The organism is Celeribacter persicus, from assembly GCF_003050785.1.
In the GTDB taxonomy this organism is placed as follows: domain Bacteria; phylum Pseudomonadota; class Alphaproteobacteria; order Rhodobacterales; family Rhodobacteraceae; genus Celeribacter; species Celeribacter persicus.
In genome coordinates this window covers 304,755-322,680 of record NZ_QAOH01000003.1, presented here as the reverse complement: position 1 = coordinate 322,680, position 17,926 = coordinate 304,755, and the positions used below count along the sequence as shown (strand labels likewise).

At 57.4% G+C, this 17,926-nt stretch carries 21 protein-coding genes and 1 pseudogene; 10 read left to right on the top strand and 12 right to left on the bottom strand.

The annotated features are described in order from the left end of the window. Positions 1-94 precede the first annotated feature (94 nt). A pseudogene (locus C8N42_RS06305) lies at positions 95-817 on the top strand (flagellar basal body P-ring protein FlgI); the annotation flags it as partial. Positions 818-921: 104 nt separating this feature from the next. On the opposite strand, the gene fliP reads toward C8N42_RS06305, so the two are convergent. The 4 genes from fliP to fliF are packed head-to-tail and all read right to left on the bottom strand — an operon-like array spanning position 922 to position 4,218. Further along, a complete protein-coding gene (gene fliP, locus C8N42_RS06300) occupies positions 922-1,659 on the bottom strand; it encodes a flagellar type III secretion system pore protein FliP (protein ID WP_107815694.1) in 738 nt (245 codons plus the stop codon). 6 nt (positions 1,660-1,665) lie between these two features. Next, positions 1,666-1,944, bottom strand: a complete 279-nt coding sequence (locus C8N42_RS06295; RefSeq protein WP_107815693.1) for a FliM/FliN family flagellar motor switch protein — start codon at positions 1,942-1,944, stop codon at positions 1,666-1,668. Further along, positions 1,937-2,575 carry a FliH/SctL family protein gene (locus C8N42_RS06290; RefSeq protein ID WP_107815692.1) on the bottom strand — a complete coding sequence of 213 codons (639 nt, stop codon included), beginning with the start codon at positions 2,573-2,575 and terminating at the stop codon, positions 1,937-1,939. Before C8N42_RS06290 ends, C8N42_RS06295 begins: the two co-directional genes overlap by 8 nt. After that, the gene (gene fliF, locus C8N42_RS06285) at positions 2,575-4,218 is read right to left on the bottom strand and encodes a flagellar basal-body MS-ring/collar protein FliF (RefSeq protein ID WP_107815691.1); all 1,644 of its coding nucleotides are present in this window, start codon (positions 4,216-4,218) and stop codon (positions 2,575-2,577) included. Before fliF ends, C8N42_RS06290 begins: the two co-directional genes overlap by 1 nt. A gap of 127 nt (positions 4,219-4,345) precedes the next feature. On the opposite strand from fliF, the gene C8N42_RS06280 reads away from it, so the two are divergent. From C8N42_RS06280 to C8N42_RS06240, 9 genes are all read left to right on the top strand, one after another. Next, positions 4,346-4,846 (top strand): flagellar basal body-associated FliL family protein, encoded by a 501-nt coding sequence (locus tag C8N42_RS06280; RefSeq protein WP_107815690.1) that lies wholly within the window; start codon positions 4,346-4,348, stop codon positions 4,844-4,846. A gap of 10 nt (positions 4,847-4,856) precedes the next feature. Continuing rightward, positions 4,857-5,261 (top strand): hypothetical protein, encoded by a 405-nt coding sequence (locus tag C8N42_RS06275; RefSeq protein WP_107815689.1) that lies wholly within the window; start codon positions 4,857-4,859, stop codon positions 5,259-5,261. 8 nt (positions 5,262-5,269) lie between these two features. Next, complete coding sequence (locus tag C8N42_RS06270) at positions 5,270-5,893, top strand: MotE family protein (protein WP_107815688.1); 624 nt, start codon at positions 5,270-5,272, stop codon at positions 5,891-5,893. A gap of 85 nt (positions 5,894-5,978) precedes the next feature. Then, entirely contained in the window at positions 5,979-6,848 is an 870-nt protein-coding gene (gene motA, locus C8N42_RS06265) for a flagellar motor stator protein MotA (RefSeq protein ID WP_107815687.1), read from the top strand. Further along, positions 6,845-9,193 carry a hypothetical protein gene (locus C8N42_RS06260; protein WP_107815686.1) on the top strand — a complete coding sequence of 783 codons (2,349 nt, stop codon included), beginning with the start codon at positions 6,845-6,847 and terminating at the stop codon, positions 9,191-9,193. The genes motA and C8N42_RS06260 overlap by 4 nt, the downstream gene beginning before the upstream one ends. Before the next feature lie 158 nt (positions 9,194-9,351). Continuing rightward, positions 9,352-11,442: a flagellar biosynthesis protein FlhA gene (gene flhA / locus C8N42_RS06255; protein ID WP_107815685.1), complete on the top strand. Its 2,091-nt coding sequence runs from the start codon at positions 9,352-9,354 to the stop codon at positions 11,440-11,442. Continuing rightward, complete coding sequence (locus tag C8N42_RS06250) at positions 11,439-12,215, top strand: flagellar biosynthetic protein FliR (RefSeq protein ID WP_107815684.1); 777 nt, start codon at positions 11,439-11,441, stop codon at positions 12,213-12,215. The genes flhA and C8N42_RS06250 overlap by 4 nt, the downstream gene beginning before the upstream one ends. After that, positions 12,215-13,306: an EscU/YscU/HrcU family type III secretion system export apparatus switch protein gene (locus C8N42_RS06245; RefSeq protein WP_107815683.1), complete on the top strand. Its 1,092-nt coding sequence runs from the start codon at positions 12,215-12,217 to the stop codon at positions 13,304-13,306. Before C8N42_RS06250 ends, C8N42_RS06245 begins: the two co-directional genes overlap by 1 nt. 2 nt (positions 13,307-13,308) lie before the next feature. Further along, positions 13,309-13,677, top strand: a complete 369-nt coding sequence (locus C8N42_RS06240) for a hypothetical protein (protein WP_107815682.1) — start codon at positions 13,309-13,311, stop codon at positions 13,675-13,677. A 31-nt stretch (positions 13,678-13,708) separates the two neighbouring features. Here the strand turns inward: C8N42_RS06240 and C8N42_RS06235 are convergent, their stop codons facing one another. From C8N42_RS06235 to flgC, 8 genes are read right to left on the bottom strand one after another with little or no spacing between them, the layout of a single operon-like run. After that, positions 13,709-14,230 carry a flagellar basal body-associated FliL family protein gene (locus C8N42_RS06235; RefSeq protein WP_107815681.1) on the bottom strand — a complete coding sequence of 174 codons (522 nt, stop codon included), beginning with the start codon at positions 14,228-14,230 and terminating at the stop codon, positions 13,709-13,711. 11 nt (positions 14,231-14,241) lie between these two features. Further along, a complete protein-coding gene (gene flgH, locus C8N42_RS06230) occupies positions 14,242-14,967 on the bottom strand; it encodes a flagellar basal body L-ring protein FlgH (protein WP_107815680.1) in 726 nt (241 codons plus the stop codon). A 12-nt stretch (positions 14,968-14,979) separates the two neighbouring features. Further along, positions 14,980-15,417, bottom strand: a complete 438-nt coding sequence (gene flgA, locus C8N42_RS06225) for a flagellar basal body P-ring formation chaperone FlgA (protein ID WP_107815679.1) — start codon at positions 15,415-15,417, stop codon at positions 14,980-14,982. Further along, complete coding sequence (gene flgG / locus C8N42_RS06220; protein ID WP_107815678.1) at positions 15,414-16,199, bottom strand: flagellar basal-body rod protein FlgG; 786 nt, start codon at positions 16,197-16,199, stop codon at positions 15,414-15,416. The genes flgA and flgG overlap by 4 nt, the downstream gene beginning before the upstream one ends. Positions 16,200-16,213: 14 nt before the next feature. Then, positions 16,214-16,930: a flagellar hook-basal body complex protein gene (locus C8N42_RS06215; protein WP_107815677.1), complete on the bottom strand. Its 717-nt coding sequence runs from the start codon at positions 16,928-16,930 to the stop codon at positions 16,214-16,216. After that, positions 16,930-17,196 (bottom strand): flagellar biosynthetic protein FliQ, encoded by a 267-nt coding sequence (locus C8N42_RS06210; protein WP_107815676.1) that lies wholly within the window; start codon positions 17,194-17,196, stop codon positions 16,930-16,932. Before C8N42_RS06210 ends, C8N42_RS06215 begins: the two co-directional genes overlap by 1 nt. Before the next feature lie 3 nt (positions 17,197-17,199). Beyond that, on the bottom strand, positions 17,200-17,496 hold the full coding sequence (fliE, locus tag C8N42_RS06205; protein ID WP_107815675.1) for a flagellar hook-basal body complex protein FliE: 297 nt from the start codon (positions 17,494-17,496) through the stop codon (positions 17,200-17,202). Positions 17,497-17,527: 31 nt separating this feature from the next. Further along, on the bottom strand, positions 17,528-17,920 hold the full coding sequence (flgC, locus tag C8N42_RS06200; RefSeq protein ID WP_107815674.1) for a flagellar basal body rod protein FlgC: 393 nt from the start codon (positions 17,918-17,920) through the stop codon (positions 17,528-17,530). Positions 17,921-17,926: the final 6 nt, after the last annotated feature.

The window sequence follows — 17,926 nt, the reverse complement described above, 5'->3', positions numbered from 1 at the left end:
CTGCCGCAAGAAGGGAAAAAGTGGACGACTTTTACGCCGCCCGCACCGTCAATACGACGGCGCTACCGTGGTCTAATTTTGCACCGCCGTTCTCATGAATGCGCCGGATGGACAGATTTACGCCGTTGCGCAGGGAACGATCATCGCCGGGGGGGCTTCGGCGGAAGGGGATGGAGCCTCTGTCGTGCAAGGCGTGCCGACATCGGGGGTGATCCCCTCGGGTGCACGCGTCGAACGGGAGATCGACTTCGATTTCACGCAATTGAAGTCGGTACGACTGGCCCTGAGAAATCCGGATTTCACGACGGCTGAGCGGATCGAAAACGCAATCAATCGGGATTTCGGACGTGTGGTATCGCGCATGCTTGATGCCGGGACGGTTATCCTCGACATCAAAGCGACGAAGGAGCTGTCTCCGGCGCATGCCTTGGGTCGTGTCGAGAACATTTCAGTGCAACCGGAGCGCAAGGCGCGCGTGGTTGTCGATCAGCGCTCCGGCACCATCGTCATGGGAGAGGATGTCCGGATCTCCCGGGTGGCGGTCAGCCAGGGTAATCTTACTCTGCGCATTGAGGAAGAGCCGCTTGTGGTCCAGCCCAATCCCTTCTCTGCGGGTGGAACGGTCGTCATTCCGCGCACCCGCGCCGCAATTGAGGAAGAACCGGGGATCGGTCTGGCGGAGGTTCACGAGGGCACCTCCCTCTCCGAAGTTATCGCTGGGCTGAACGCCTTGGGTGTGTCGCCGCGGGATATGATCGACATTCTGAAGAGCATCAAAGCCGCAGGAGCGTTGCACGCTGAATTCGTGGTGCGTTGAGGGGGTAATCTTTCCTCGCGCCCCGGATCACAAAGGCGAGTGCATAAAGAAACCGCGTAAGAAATGGCTCTCGCGCGGTTTCTTTTGATGTCGAGCGGGCGTGATCAGAAGTAACTGCGAACCAGAGCGCTGGAAAGCAGCGCCCAACCATCGGAGACCACGAAAAAGGCCAGCTTGAAGGGCAGGGAGACGATGGCGGGAGGCACCATCATCATGCCCATGGACATCAGGATCGCGGACACCACCAGGTCGATGATCAGGAAAGGCAGGAAGATGAGAAAGCCGATCTGGAAGGCACGTTGGATTTCCGAGAGTAGGAAGGATGGGATCAGGAGAGACAGCGGTGCGTCGCGGGTGAGGCCGTCGCCATTGGCAAAATCCGGACGCAAATCCTGCAACTCGGCAAAGGTTTCCGCGTCGGTTCGGTTCGACATGAAGCCACGAAACGGATTCATGCTCAGGCGAAACGCCTCGTCAAACTCGATCTCATTGTTCACATAGGGCTGCACGCCGCTCGTCCAGCTTTCCACGAAAACTGGCTCCATCACGAAATAGGTCAGGAACATCGCCAGACTGACCATGAGCATGTTCGGCGGCGATTGTTGCAAACCGATGGCTTGTCGCAGGATCGACAGCACCGTCACGATGAACGGAAAGCAAGTCAGCGTGATCGCAATGCCGGGCACGATGCTGAGCACGGTGATCAGCAGGAGCAACTGGATCGAGCGGGCGGAGAGCGATCCGTCGTCGCCAAGATCAAGCATGATGTCTTGCGCGACAGCGGCGTCGGTCAGTCCCATGACCAATGCGCCCACGAGCAACAGGAAAAGAAACGGTCGCATCTCGGGTTACAAACCGTTTTTCAGATCGGCGACCTCGGTCAGACGCACGGCAAGCTGGCCGGGTTGCCCGCCTTCGACCTCCTGCAACTCACCGCGTGCGATCAGCTTGTCCCCGATGTAAAGCTCGACCGGGTCTTCGACATTGCGGTCGAGCGGCAGGATGCTGTCACTTTGCAGTTTCAACAAATCCTTGACCAGTGGGCGGGCCTTGCCGACGGAGATCGTGATTTCGATCGGAACCTGAAAAAACGGGTTCGCCGCGCTGTCTTCCGTATGATCAACCATGTTTCATGGCCTCCTTGTTCAATGCATAGACTGCCTTGATCGCCTGGCCGATTTTTTCCACGGTGGCGTCCATATCGATCTTTTTCTCAAGCTCGCCCATCCGCAGATAAACCTGTCCTTCGGCGAGGCTCGGTTCCTCTATGATTTCGAGCGGAATGGTTAACGAGCCGTCAACGAGATGCTGAATTGCCGGACGTGATGCCGTTGAAACAACGATCTGGATCGGTGCGTCAGAGGCCGCTTCGGCCATCGGCAGCAATTCTTCGAGAATCGTTTGCCCCAGCGTTTGTGACACGAGTTGCGGGAGCACTTTGCTCACCATCTCGGTCAGCAAGGGCTCAAGCGCTTTCATGATGTGCGAACGCGCTTCGTGGAAGGTGAACCCCAGATCCTGCAGGTTGCGCGCGAATTCGACACCGATGCGGGACTGATCATCCGTTTCGGCGCGCACGGCATCGTCCCAACCGGCCTTATAGCCCTGCTCATAAGCGGCCATACGACTGGCTTCGATCTCTTCCGTTGAGGGCTTCGGCGGGAGGACAGGTTCCGCGAGGGGATCGGTTTTCGGCTTTGCCTGTGGTTTGGGACGGGGCGTGACCCCGAAATCCTCAAGCGGAAACAGAGCTCTCATCAGGCATTCTCCTCAGTGTCTTCCATCCAGCTCCGCAGAATTTCAACCGTCTCTTCCTGACGGTCCTCGATGAGTTTCCTGAGCCGTTTGACAGGATCCGTTGGCATGCCGATCTCGTCGCCCCCAAAATCGAAGTCGGACACGACTCCCATGGCGGGCACCTCAAACCCGCCGGTGTCGATCTCTCCGTTCAGTGCCGGAGTAGCGGAACGCGGGAGATCCGGAACCGGAAATGTTGCGGGCCTGTTGCTGAATTCATTCTGTACGTCAGGGGCAGAAGGAGCAGGCAGAGCAACCGCAGATTTTGCCAGTAGCGGGCGCAGAACGAACAACCCGAGCACAAGCGACACCACCGCCAGAACCGCAAGCTGGATCAGAGACATCAGATCAATGCTCATGGCTGATATCAGGGAGCTTTGTGCCTCCGTACCTTCAACGGCAATGGGTTCGAACTCCATGGTTTTGAGGGTGATCTGATCGCCGCGCGCTTCATCGAAACCGATGGCGGAGGCGACGAGATCGCGCAGAGCCTCAAGTTCCTCGGTGCTCCGGGGTGCCCAGGCCACCTCCTGGGTTTCGGGATTGAGTGTGCGGATCCCATCGACCAGAACGGCGACGGTGAGGCGTTTGATCGCCCCGGGGCCACGTTGAATTTCACGCCGTGTTTCAGACACTTCGTAATTCACCCGTTCACGGGTTTCGCTGTTGCTCGAACTGGAATCATTGCCTCCGGCACCGGCCCCGTCGGGCAGGTTGGAAGCGACCGTGACAGAGCCACCGCCCGTGTCCTGCGAATAATTACTACGCTCCTCGGTTTCCGAACTGATCGCGATACGGCTTTCCGGATCGAAATGACGCTCGACGATGGATTCTTGGTCGGTCACCGTCTCCACGGACAACTCGACTACGGCCTTGCCGGCCCCGACGCGGGCTTCGAGAAGACGCTGCACATTCTGGCGCAATTCATCGGCCCGATCGGTGCTCGTACCATTTCCGGTTTCCGCCTCGTCACCCGACACCACGATACCGTTGCGCCCGTCGATGATGGAGACATCTTCGGGCGCAAGACCTGCCACGGCAGAGGAGACGAGATAGCGGAAGGCCTTGGCCTGATCGGTGGAAATGGCGCCGCTGACGGCGGTGACTGTGACCGAGGCGGATGCGGCGATCTGGCGTTTGAAAGGTTGGGCGGAGGGGTTGGCGATATGCACCCGGGCGGCGCGAATCTGCGAAGAGGACACGATGGTGCGGGCCAGTTCGCCCTCTTTCGCGCGCCAATAGGCGGCATCGAACATTTGCGACGTCGTGCCGAATTCCGACAGTGAGTCGAGCAGTTCATACCCGCCGGTAGAATTCGCGGGCAATCCCTCAGAGGCCAACGTCATTCGCAATTCATCACGCTGATTGGCGGGCACGAAAATTGCGCCTCCACGTATCTCATAGACGATGCCCTGCGCTTCGAGCGACTGGACGACTTCACCCGCCGCACCTGATTCCAAACCGGAATAGAGCAGGGACATCGAAGGTTTCGCGGCAATGCGCGACAGGCCGATAATGGCGGCGAACATGAGAACGGTCGCGCCAATCACGATGATACGGCGTTTGGGGTCGAGGTTGGACCAGACAGAAAGGATCTGTTGCAAGACGACACTCCTTGGATGTGCGGGCTTCTGCCCCCGTCTGTTCCTAGAAATGTCCGATCAGCCTTAATAATCGGTTAGCTACCTTCGGGCTAAAACAGATTCGGAAAATTTTTTCTGGATTGGACCAATGGCTGAAGAAGAACAGCTGGAAGAAGAACCGAAGAAAAAGTCGAGACTGTCCCTCATTCTCGGTGTGGTCTTGATGGTGGTTCTGGGCGGGGGCGGATTTTTTGCCGTTTATACCGGTATGCTGTTTGCGCCTGATGAGGTCCATGCCGAGGAGGATCTGGCCGCATTGGAAGAAGAAGCCATGGCGCCTTTGCCCAATGTGGCTTTCGTGTCTGTCGAACCGCTGATCGTGAACTTGATCGACCTTTCGGGGCGGGCCCGTCATTTGCGGTTTCAGGCTCAGCTCGAAGTGCCCGCACAATATGAGCAGGAGGTGATCACTTTGTTGCCCCGCGTTGTGGACGTGCTGAATGGCTATCTGCGCGCGGTCGATGTGGCGGAACTGGAAAACCCGTCCGCATTGGTGCGTTTGCGGGCGCAAATGCTGAGGCGTCTTCAGATTGTGGCCGGGGAAAACCGGGTGAAGGACGTTCTGATTATGGAATTCGTGATCAACTGAGGAGCCGGAGATGGAACTGATTGCTGATATGCTTATGATCGCCGGCACAGTGGCCGTGGCTATCTACTGTGTGGTTCTGGCACGTAGGCTCGGTCGTTTCACTGATCTTGAAAAAGGGGTTGGTGGCGCGATTGCCGTTTTGTCCGCCCAGGTGGACGATATGACGAAAACTCTGACTCGTGCCCAGAAAACGGCGGGCGCGTCCGCCGTCAAACTCGAGGAACTGACGCAACGTGCCGAAGATGTGTCGCGTCGCCTCGAATTGTTGATTGCGTCGATGCATGATCTGCCGACTGTTTCTGAGCCCTCAGGCAATGCCCAACCCTCCTCTGTGTCGGAGGCCAGGGAGGAGGTTGAGGATGGTGGCGAAACGCTGTTTCTGAGCCAGCGACGCCGAGTGGAGGCCGCTGAATGACACAAACAATGTCTCCCCCCCCGCAGCAAGCCCCGAAAAAAGCCAGAGGCAAACGTCGTCCCGGACGTGGAGCACTTTGGCTCATTGCCTTTATTTTTCTGGCCTCCGCAGTCGTTCGTCTCATGTCCGGAACCGGTGCCGCGATTGCACGCGAAATGTCGGAACTGACCTATGAGGATGTTTCGGAAGAATCGGGTGGACCGTCGGAGTTGTGTAAAACCGATGCCGAAACCTCCGCTCTCCTCGAAGCGCTGCTCAGGCGGGAAAAAGATGTCGGCGAACGGGAACTCATGCTGGCCCAGAAAATGAAAGCGGTCGAGTTGGCGCGCACCGAGGTGATGCAGAACCTGTCGGCTCTAGAGGAGGCGGAGGCACGGCTGGAGGCGACCATGACGCGATCCCAGACTGCGGCAGAGGGCGATCTGGCCAAGCTGACGGCGGTCTATGAGTCTATGAAACCGAAAGAGGCGGCAGCCTTGTTTGAGGCCATGTCACCGGAATTCGCGGCCGGTTTCCTCGGGCGTATGCGCTCGGATGCGGCCGGTGCCGTTATGGCGGGCCTGACACCTGAAACGGCCTACACGGTTTCTGTCATTCTGGCCGGACGCAACGCCAAAGCGCCGAGCGAATAGGGCGAGTATCGGGGTGAGCAAACTTTCTTAAGAGGTTTGTGGCAGCCTGCACCTGTTTGGTCCCCAACGATGAGGAAACAAGAAAATGATCGGTATCGTCGGGATTTTGCTGATCTTCGTGATGGTGTTCGGTGGCTATATTGCGGCCGGAGGCAAGCTCGGGATCATCCTGAAATCGCTTCCGTTCGAATTCATGATGATCGGTGGCGCGGCTGTCGGGGCCTTCGTGATTTCCAACGATATGTCCGGGATCAAACACACGCTCAAGGACATCGGAAAGGTGTTCAAGGGACCGAAGTGGAAACCCGAGGATTACAAGGATCTTTTGTGCCTGTTGTTCGAATTGATTCGTCTGGCGCGGCAAAACCCTGTCGGTCTTGAGGAACACATCGAAGCTCCTGAGAATTCGTCGATTTTCACGAAATACCCGAAAATTCTTGCCGACAAGGAAGCGGCCTCGCTGATCTGCGACACATTGCGGTCCGCCTCCATGAATTACGACGATCCGCATCAGGTCGAGGAAGTGTTGGAAAAACGTCTCGAAGCGAACCTGCATCACGCGCTGCATTCCTCTCATGCGATGGCGGCGGTTAGTGACGGTCTGCCTGCGCTCGGCATCGTTGCGGCTGTGCTGGGTGTGATCAAGACCATGGCTTCGATTGACCAGCCCCCCGAAATTCTTGGGAAAATGATTGGCGGTGCGCTTGTCGGGACATTCCTTGGGGTGTTTCTGGCTTATGGGATCGTGGGGCCTTTCGCCGGCAAAATGAAAGACGTGATCGAGGAGGACGGACATTTTTATCAACTGATCCGCGAAGTCCTCGTCGCGAACCTGTATAATCACGCAACGAACATTTGCATCGAAGTGGGACGTCAGAATACCCCCGGTCACTACCGTCCGAGTTTTTCCGATCTTGAAGAAGCCTTGAAAGAGGTGAAGTCGGAGGCGGCATGATCCGGTTTCTCATTCTTCTGGCCTTGTTGGTGGCTTTTCCGCAGGGGCTTCGTGCTGAAGTGATCGAAGTGCGGTCGGGGGAACATGCCGGATTTTCGCGCCTCGTAATGCAATTTCCTTCGGTTGTGACCTGGGAGTTTGGCCGGTCCGGCAATGAATACGAGTTCCGCGTTCCGGATGCGGACGTGGAATTCGACGCCAAGATCGTTTTCAGCAAAATCCCCCAGACGCGGATCGTCTCTGTAAATGGGTCAGACTCCCGTTTGATCGTGTCGGTCCGTGAAAATGTTCACGCAGACGTCTTCGAGTTGCGGGCCGGACGGATTGTCATCGACATCAAGGATGGTGCGCCTGAGGCGGCCTCCGTTTTCGAGCAAAAGCTTTCAGAGGTTTCGAAAGATTCCGCCGAGAATTCAGAGATTGAACCTGCGGAACCGTCCCCCGTGTCAGCTTCCGCATCCGAAGCTTTGCTGGCGGCGGACGGTCAAGAGCATATGGGTATCCCGCACAATGACACTCTTGTTGAAGTGAAACCTCTGGAGCTGCCGATCATCATTCCGGGGGCTGCGAACGATGTAGAGCAGCCCATGTTGTTATTGCCTGACGATGCCGAATTGTCAGACCCGCGGTCCGAGAGAGTGGACAAACTTGAGCGTGAATTGATCGAACAAATCGGGCGCGCTGTGTCTCAGGGATTGCTGGACGCGGATGTGTCTTCGACAGAGCGGGTGGTTGAAGAGGCGAATGCATATCAAGGCAGGGGGGAGAAAACGGAGCTTTCCCCTCCCCAACCCGAAGTTGTTGCATCAACGGCAGAGCGAAGCCACATCCGGATTCAGTCTTCCATAGATCGGGAGAGCGCCAATCGGACTGAAGCGCAGGCTACAGATGTGGATGGAAATATATGCATTAAAAATCAATATGTTGACATTTCAAATTGGGGGAAACCCCCGGATGAGGGATTGCAGCTTGCAATATTGCGCGCGGCGACTCTTGGAGAGTTTGACCAACCCGATCCGGAGGGGATTCAACGCCTTTCCCGATATTACATCTTCCTGACCTTCGGGGCGGAGGCCAAGGCCGTCATGACGAATTTCGGTGTGTATGCCGATGGCGAAGACGTTCTCAGGGCAATGGCGGACATCATGGATCAGGGCTACTCTGACCGACCCGGGCGCTTGAAATATCAATTCCATTGTGAGGGGCCGGTGGCATTCTGGTCGGTCATGGTGAAGAAGCAATTAAGCACATGGGAAAACTATAATCTCGACAGTGTGCGTGCGACTTTCTCGGCCCTGCCCATTCATCTGCGACGACATTTGGGACCGACCCTTTCCGAGCGTTTTTTGGCCATCGGAGACGAGAAAACGGCGCAGTACATCCAGAATGCGATTGCGCGCGCAGGTGGCGATCATGGCGACGCATTTTCCCTGCTTGACGCTGAACTGACTCTCGCAGACGGCGATTTGGCAAGTGGTGTGACCAAGCTGGAAGATATCGTGCTCGAAGATGGCCTCAATGCAGCGGAAGCACTTGTCAGATTGATTGCGACAAAAGCGCAGGCTGGTCAGGCAATTGATCGGAAAACGGCAGAAACGGCTGAGGTCATGGCCGTTGAGTATCGTGGAAGTCCTTACGAAGTGCAGTTGCAGAATGCCGCCATTCTGGCGCGCATTCATTCCGGAGATGCGGACATCGCCATGCGCCAGCTTTTGGATCAGTCGGCGAATGTCTCAAACGAAAAACAGGACGCTTTGCTTTCAGACGCGCTTCTGGTCCTCTCTCGCGATGCCGATACGACGCGATTTTCGAAAGTCATGTTGGGTCACATAAATGAAATTTCACATATGAACCTGTCGGATGTGGCTCGTTTGGAAGGAGCAAAGCGCCTGTTGAGCGCCGGCTTTTTCAAAGAGACGCTGGAGCTGATGGCCGGATATGCGACACAGGACGGTGACGAGGCCAAGCGTGTTCTGGCAGAAGCGTTTCTCGGAATCGGTGAGCCGGAAGCCGCGCTGCGATATGCGTCTCAGCTTGAGGATGAAGAGGGTAAGCGTCTCACCGCCAAAGCCCATTTCTATCTGAACGATGCCGAAAGCGCCCTGCGGGCTCTGGACGGTCTCGAACCCGGTGTGGAAAGCGACGCGTTGTCGATCATCGCGGCAGACTGGAGCAGGCTGGAGCGTTCGAACGTGCCGGAAATGTCTCAATTGGCCGAAATTGTCCAGCAAAACACGCTGGCAGAGGAAACAGGCGAAGAGAGTCCTCCCTCGCTTTCCTCTGTACGTGACATGATTTCATCCAGCCAGAAAACGCGAGACGCTTTGGATGCTTTGTTGAACTGACCCACTACCCAATCGTGTTTGTACACGCTTTGTAAACCATGCGCGACTTACCCTGTCCGGAAATGCGGCAAGAATTGCAGCGGGTATTCGGATATGAGAATCGGATTTTTGGACTGTGAGACTGAAGACTCCCGTTCTTTAACTGCGGTGAGAGCGGAATGAACATCAGCATCACTGAAATCTTCAAACCCACGATCCTGCTGGCTCTGGCGCTCATGGTTGTGATCGTGATGATGGTCCTGCCGGTGCCATCGTGGATCCTGGATCTGGGGCTCGCCACCAGCTTTGCCCTTGCGATCCTGATCTTCACGGTCACGCTTTTCATCGAGAGACCGCTCGATTTTTCGGCCTTTCCAACCATTCTTCTCGCCAGCCTCATGCTGCGTCTGTCGCTCAACGTCTCCTCGACCAAGCTGATCATTGGTCAGGGGCACACGGGAACCGGCGCCGCCGGGAATGTGATCGAGGGGTTCGCGAATTTCGTGATGAGCGGTTCCGTTCTTCTGGGTCTCGTGGTGTTCACCGTGCTGCTCATCGTGAACTTCATGGTGATCACCAAAGGTGCGGGCCGCATGGCCGAGGTGGGTGCGCGTTTCGCGCTCGACGGGATGCCGGGGCGACAGCTCGCGATTGATGCCGACCTTTCCGCAGGGGCGATCACCCATGAACAGGCCAAGCAAAGACGCGAACAGGAGTTGGCGGAAACCACGTTTTTCGGCTCGCTTGATGGCGCATCGAAATTCGTCAAGGGAGACGCGATTGCGGGTCTTCTGATCACGTTGATGAACATCGTCATGGGGCTGATCATCGGTGTGGCCGTCCACCACATGCCGCTTGGAAAGGCCTTTGAAACCTACGCCATTCTGACCGTCGGCGATGGCTTGGTGAGCCAGATCCCTTCGGTCATCATTTCCATCGCTGCCGCTCTTTTATTGGCAAAAGGCGGGACCAGCGGGTCTGCCGATATGGCGCTGTTCCGGCAGTTGGGGAAATACCCGCCCGCACTTTACACCGTTGCCGTGCTGATGACCCTTTTCGCCTTTGTGCCGGGCCTGCCTTTCATTCCCTTCATCGGTGGAGCGATTGCTCTTGCAACGGCGGCGTATTTCGTGAGCCGCAAAATGCAGGAAGAGGAAAAGGAAAAAGCGAAAAAAGAGGCAACCAAACCGCAGGTTGCTGCAGAACGCGAATCCATGGGGGATATTCTCGATCTCGACGATATCCATGTCGAATTTGCGCCCGATCTTGTGGCGATGGTTCTCGATCAGCAAACCGGTCTCGACGCGCGGATCGCGAACATGCGCAACCATGTTGCGACAGTCTTCGGGCTTATTTTGCCTGAGCTTCGACTGACGGACGATCCGAGCCTGCCGCCGGGCACCTATGTCGTGCGCATTCAGGGTGTCGAGCAGGCGCGGGATCGCCTGCGCAAGGACAAGGTTCTGGCTCTGGTTTCCGGTGATGCCGCTGGCTTGCCGATTGGTGAAGACGTGGTGGAACCCGTCTACGGAGCGCCCGCCCGCTGGATCAACCCGTCTCAAAAGGAGGAGGCCGCCTTGATGGGCAGTACCGTGGTCGGTGCGACCGAAGTGCTTGCGACCCATCTTCTTGAGGTGATCAAACGGAATTTCCCGCGTCTTCTGACAATGAAGTCCCTGCGTCGACTGCTCGATGAAATGACGAACCTCACCGACAAGGCGCGCGGAGAAGCCAATCAGAAATTGCTCAACGAGCTTGTTCCGGACCGGGTGCCGATGGATCTCTTGCTGTCGGTTCTGCGCCTTTTGCTTGAGGAACGGGTGTCGATCCGCAATATGGCGCTGATCCTCGAATCTATCTCCGAGGCGCGGGGCGCACATGCGACCGCGGAATCGATTTGCGAACATGTGCGCCAACGTCTTGGATTCCAGTTGATTTCCGAGATCAAGCGCGACGATGGCACGCTTCCGCTTTTGCAGCTCGCGCCGGAATGGGAGGATCGCTTTTCGACCTATCAGATTGATGGCGAACGCGGTCATTCCGATATTGCCCTCCCTCCAGACCAATTTAACCGGCTTGCGAAAACTATGGCGGACAAGATTGCCAAAGCCGGAGAAAGCGGTATCTATCCGGGGATTGTGACCTCAACCCGCCGCCGACGGTTCCTGCGCACGGTGTTGTCGGCTCAGGGCATCCAGAACCCGGTCTATTCGTTCGAGGAAATCGGAACCGATGCCAAACCCTCTCTCGTCGGATTGGTGCCGGTATGACGGATGTGCTGGCGGAATTGATGGGTTTGGCGCAGCGCAATCTTACTCTGGCTTTCCTTGTCTTTCTGCGTGTCGGGGCCATGATGGCGATCTTGCCCGCGTTTGGAGAGCGTTCGATCCCGGAACGCGTGCGTCTCGTTCTGGCCATCGCTTTTACGGCAATTGTCTTTCCGGCTGTGGCGGGAGAACTTCAGGAGTTTGTCTCCACCACGTCGGGCCTCATGCGTGGTCTCGCGACCGAAGTCATCGCGGGTTTGCTTCTCGGTCTCGTTCTGCGCCTCTTTATCATGGTGCTACAGATTGCGGGCACGATGGTGGCGCAATCCACCTCCCTGTCCCAAATTCTCGGCGGCGGCTCTGTCGAAGCGCAGCCGGCTATTGGTCATTTGTTCCTTGTCGCAGGTCTGGCATTGGCGGTGATGATGAACCTGCATGTGCGGGTCGCCGAGATGTTGATCCTGTCCTATGACTACTTCCCTGCCGGTCTGTTCGTGCCGCCCGAAGACGTGATGATCTGGGGCGTCAACCATATTTCGTCGGCCTTTGCCCTGTCCTTCAGTTTCGCCGCCCCCTTCGTCATCGCTTCGCTGATCTACAATGTCGCGCTCGGTGTCATCAACCGGGCCATGCCGTCCCTCATGGTGGCCTTCGTGGGGGCGCCTGCGATCACACTTGGGGGCTTGTTGTTGCTCTTTGCCACGACACCTATCCTCCTCGAAGTCTGGCGCTTCGGTTTTGCCGGGTTGCTGCTTGATCCGTTCGGAGTGGACTGATGGCGGAGGGCGATGACGACAGTGACAAGCAATATGAGCCTTCACAGAAACGCCTCGATGATGCGCGCAAAAAGGGTGAAATTCCGCGTTCGACCGATCTGATCACGACGGCCTCTTATTTCGGCTTCATCGTGGTAGCGATGGCTTTTGGGGCTGGCAGCCTGCAAAAGATGGGCACCGTGCTTCAATTCATGCTGGGCAATGCGGATCTGAATGCGGAGGCTTGGTTCGAAGGTTCTGCCGAACCTTGGGCGATGGGTCTGATGCAAACCGTCGGCGTGGGGCTTTTGCCGTGGTTCGCCATCCCCGCCGCTATGGCGCTCGTTGTGATTTTCGCGACCCGCTCGATGATTTTCGCGACCTCCAAACTTGAGCCGAAACTTTCGAAAATCTCGCCTGTTTCCAACGCCAAAAACAAATTCGGTCGCTCCGGGCTTTTCGAATTTGCCAAGAGTTTTTTCAAATTGACGATCTATTCGGTTGTTCTTGGGGTCTATCTCTACGCCAAGCTTCCTGAAATCATGTCCACCATGTCGTTCAGTCCCGGGCTGGTGGCGGCAACCCTAGTCGATCTGGTCGTGGGTTTCATGCTGATCGTGTTGATGATTTCTCTGGTTATCGGCGCTGTGGATTATCTGTTCCAGCACAACGAGCATATCCGCAAGCACCGCATGACCCGCAAGGAACTCACCGACGAGGCGAAGGAGCAGGAAGGCGATCCGCATTTCAAACAGAAGCGGCGCCAGAAGGGCTTTGAAATCGTGATGAACCAGATGCTCGCCGAAGTGCCGAAGGCGGATGTGGTGATCGTGAACCCGACGCATTACGCGGTGGTGCTTAAATGGGATCGTATGGTGGGCGGTGCGCCGGTCTGTGTGGCGAAAGGGGTCGATGAGATTGCGGCGCGTATTCGCGAAGTGGCCAATGAAAACAGCATCCCCATTCACCGTGATCCGCCGACGGCCCGTGCGCTTTATGCGACGGTCGAACTCGGTGAGCAGATTCTGCCCGAGCATTACCGCGCGGTTGCGGCCTCAATCCGCTTTGCCGAGCAGATGCGTCAGAAAATGAAAAACCAGTTTGGGAAATAAGCATGTCGAAGAGGCGGGAACAGTTGAAGCGTCTCAAGGAGGTCTCAGCGCTGGCATTCAACGCGGAGTTGGCGCATCTGGCTGTGATCAAACGGGAAGAGGAACCGTTCCGTGCGCGAGTGCATGAGATTGATCAGGCTCGACATGATCGTGCCACGGCGCTCGCCGCAGCAGAGGAATTCGATATGTCGAGCCTGATGGGGACGGATCGTGCCTGGGAAACATGGGCGAAACATGAAAAGCGCAAAGCCATGATGGCGCTTGCCAAACTCGCCGCGCGTCGGGAAACGCAACTGGAACGGACGCGCAGGGCCTTTGGCAAAAAAGACGCGCTCGACCGGTTGGCCGAGCGCGATGATCTCAAGCGTTGAGCGAAAGGAGTGCTTTTGGTGATGCCCGGTCTCAGCTCATATCCTGACGCACGATGTCGATCACCAGAACGTCGTTGATCTCCGGTCCGAGAGTGGCCTGTGCCGCTTCCAGAAGCGCATGGCGCAAAGCGTTCATCGTGACACTGTCCGTGAAATCGTCTTTGAACCCACCTGAATTCGCGTGATCGAACATGACCTGAAGTAACACATCCCGCAGTTTCGGCTCTCGCGCATAGATGCTTTCCCTGGAACCCGTTCGGGCTTCGAGACTGAGCGAGAGCACCACCATTGACACGACGCGCCCGGCTTCGAGATCGGGGATCACGAACTGGTTGTTCAGTTTGACATACTCGAACGTGGTATGTTCGGGGTCTTCTTCGCCGGGTTCATGCGTCGCGGCATGCGGATCATGTGCCGCGTCCGTCGCAGGCACATCGCCACAGGGATTGATCTCGACGACTTCTTGCGGTTCGGGACGGAGCATCAGCCCGCCACCGATCCCCGCGCCGAGACCGATCACTGCCAGAAAAAGGGGAAGAAGCTTCTTGATCATGGCACGATTCCTCAGAACGGCAGGACGATATCGGCGATTTGTTGGCCATAGCGCGGTTGTTGCACTTGGGTGATTTGACCGCGCCCACCATAGGAAATCCGGGCTGAGGCGATCTTGTCATAGGTGATCTCGTTCTGGCGCGAAATGTCTTCGGGCCGTACGTAGCCTTCGACCAGAAGTTCGCGAATCTCGTAGTTCACGCGCACCTCCTGGGAACCCTGAATGTGCAGCACACCGTTGGGCAGCACATCGACGATGGTCGCGGCGACCATCAGTTCGAGTTTTTCGTTGCGCTTCACACTGCCGTTGCCGGACGACGACGAGCTGGAATTGGTTCCGACGGCAGACTCCAGGCTGGCACCATCGGGAAGCACTTGGTTGATCCGTTCGGGAATGCCGAAGAGGGAAGAAATCCCCATCGTTTCGGAGCCTGAGCGTCCGCGGCTCGAAGTATTCGACATTTCCGCACTGTCGTCGATCTCGATGACAACTGTGAGAATATCGCCCCGTTCGATGGCGCGACGATCGCCGAGAAGCGATTGCCGCGAGGCGTTCCAGAGCGAGGCCGCATCCGAAGGACTGCGACTTACGATCTGTTCCGGAAGAGAGGGGTTGCGCATGGCCGCAGTCTCGGCCGAGCTTTGGATCGGGGTAAACTCTGGCAGACGCCCAACCTCCTTGAGATCGGTGCAGGCGGAGAGGACGAAAAGGGCGGGGAGCATGAGGTGAAGACGCATGACAAATCCTGATTACTGAGCGGCAAGCCCGCCGACCTGGATGGACCCATCCGGCGCGACCACGCCGGACACGGTTGTTTTGGAAGAGAGGTTCATGACACGGACGACATCGCCAGCCCCGGCCCGGTCGAGTGCCCGCCCGTCCACGGAAATCGAAAGTCCACCATGGCTGTAGCGCAACACGACGATCTGATTGCGTTCGACGATGGCCGCCGGCCCGATGTCTGACGTGGAAATCGGCCGACCCGTGTAAAGCATCACACGGGCCTCCAGGCCGACCGCTTCGTCGAGCGAGTTGATGGCACCGGGCACGTCACCGGCGATCATGGTCAGATCCGTCGGCGCAAGGATGGTTTGGGCGCGAATGGTTCGCGCGGCCGCGACCGTATCGGCAAGAGCCGGGGTGGCGGTCAGCCAGAGGCAGGCGGTTATGAGAACAGGCTTGATCATCTGATTTGCGTCGTCGCGGAAAGCATCTGATCGGCGGCGGTGATGACCTTGGCGTTCAACTCGTAACCGCGCTGAGCCTCGATCAGCTCGGTAACCTCGCGCACTGCGTCGACGGAGCTGTCCTCAAGATAGCCCTGACGCAGAGTGCCCAGCCCGTCGAGACCGGGCGTGGTGACATTGGCGGGACCCGAGGCTTCGGTTTCCAGAAACAGGTTCGATCCAATGGCCTCAAGCCCCTTGGCGTTCGAGAAGCCGGCGAGGGTGAATTGACCCAGAAGCTCCGGCTCGATCTGGTCGGAAAAATAGGCGTAAATCTCCCCATCCGCATTGATTGAAAGCGACAAGGTCTCGTCGGGAATGGTGATGTCGGGCACGACAGGATAGCCGTCAGAGGTCACGATTTGCCCGTCAGCGGAGCGTTTCAGCCCACCGTCCCGGGTATAGGCGGATTGGCCGGAGGGCAAGGTGACTTCGAGATAGCCTTTGCCTTCGATTGCGATGTCGAGATCTCCGCTGGTTTGCGACAAAGACCCCTGCGCCAGTTCCAGCGTGACCGAAGAGGGCCGGACACCCAGACCGAGCTGCACCCCGGTCGGCAGAACCGTGCCGTCCGAGGCGTTGATCGTGCCGGGACGCGAGGCCTGTTGATAATGCAGATCGGCGAATTCGGCACGCCGGGCGTTGTAGCCGGTGGTGCTCATGTTCGCGAGGTTCTGCGAAATGGTTTCCACCCGCATCTGCTGGGCGCTCATGCCCGTGGCGGCGATTTTGAGGGCGCGCATGTCAGGCTCCTTTCCTAGCGACCGAGTGTGGAGATGACGGATTTGATCCGCTCATCTTCCTGCTGCGAGAATTTCTGGCCCGTGGAGTAGGCGTGTTGCACTTCGATCATCCGGGCGACTTCGGTGATCGCGTTGACGTTCGAGTTTTCGACGTAACCTTGGAGAATGACCGCCTCTTCCTGCGGTATGATGGCTCCGTCGGTGTAGAAACGGACGCCGTTGCTGCGGGTCAGACTTGTCGGATCTTCGGGCATGTAGAGCCCGATTTGCGACAGTGGTTGATCATCCGCAGAGACGGTCCCGTCCGAGGACACGGCCACGGTTTTCGCGTCTTGCGGGATGAAGATCGCTGCTCCGCCATTGTCCAGAAGCGGATACCCGTCATGCGTGGTCAATTCGCCCTCGGCATTGGTGGTAAAGGCCCCGTTGCGGGTCAGCGCTTGTCCGTTCGGTGTGTCGATCAGGAAGAACCCGTTGCCCTCGATAGCGAAATCATAGGTGCCGCCGGTGGGCGTCAGTGGCCCCTGCGCCTCATTGGTGATACGGACATTGCCGTCTGCCATGGAGAGGCTGTCCTCGCCCTTTTCCAGCCGGGCGATATGTTCGGAAAACAGCAGCCCTTCTCTGCGATAGCCGGTGGTCGAGACGTTCGCGATATTGTTCGCAATGGTCTGCAATTCACGACTGAGACCGGCCATGCGGGTGAGGGTGGTATATCCTGCGCTGTCCATCACAAACCTCCGATCAGGGGGATGAGGCGGTCGGTGAAAAAGCTGGTCAGGGTTTCCGTCATGAAGCCCATCGACATCCAGAACACGATCAGGATTGCCAACAGTTTCGGCACGAAGGTGAGCGTCATTTCCTGAATGCTCGTGAGCGCCTGAAACAAACCGACTGCGATACCGGCGATCAACGCGACAACAAGGATCGGTGTCGAGATTATCGTTGCGATCCAAAGCGCCTGTCTCAGCGTGTCGTAGAAAACCAGATCATCCATCGCTTACACCGGCATCCTGAGGATTTCCTGATAGGCTTCGACGACTTTGTCCCGCACGGTCACGGCGGTCTCGATGGCCAGTTCGCTTTGTGCGAGTGCCTGAACCAGAGCCTGACTGTCGGCTTTCCCGACCATGGCGGCCTGCGCGACCTCTTCGCTATGAGCCAGCGTCTCGGCAAAGCTCGTGGCCGCTTGTCCAAGCGTGTTCTGGGTGGTTCCTGCCGTCTCGCCCGGTGTCGGAGCGGTGGCCGGGCGGGTGGCGGCGTAACCTTGGGCGGCGAATGCGGATCGGATGTCCATTCTGGTCTCCTATCGGTGAACTGCCGGTGTTTTACCGACGCAAAAGATCAAGCAGGGATGACGACATCTGCCGGGCCTGATCGAACATTTTAAGGTTTGCCTCGTAGCTGCGTTGCGCTTCGCGCGCGTCTGCCATTTCGATCATCAACTCGACGTTGGAGCCGTCATAAAATCCGTCTTCCCCCGCAAGCGGATGACCGGGGTTGTAAATCTCCTTGAGCGGCGAGCTGTCGAGTTGCACATCGCCCACAGTCACGGCACCGGTCTTCACGCCCTGATCGACGATCTCCTCGAAAGATACGGTTTTGCGGTGATAGCCTGGCGTGTCCGCGTTCGCGATGTTTTCGGAGACATGGCGCAGGCGGCTGGCCTGTGCCTTCATCCCGGAGGCGGAGAGGTTGAGGATATTCTGAAGGTCAGACATTCATAT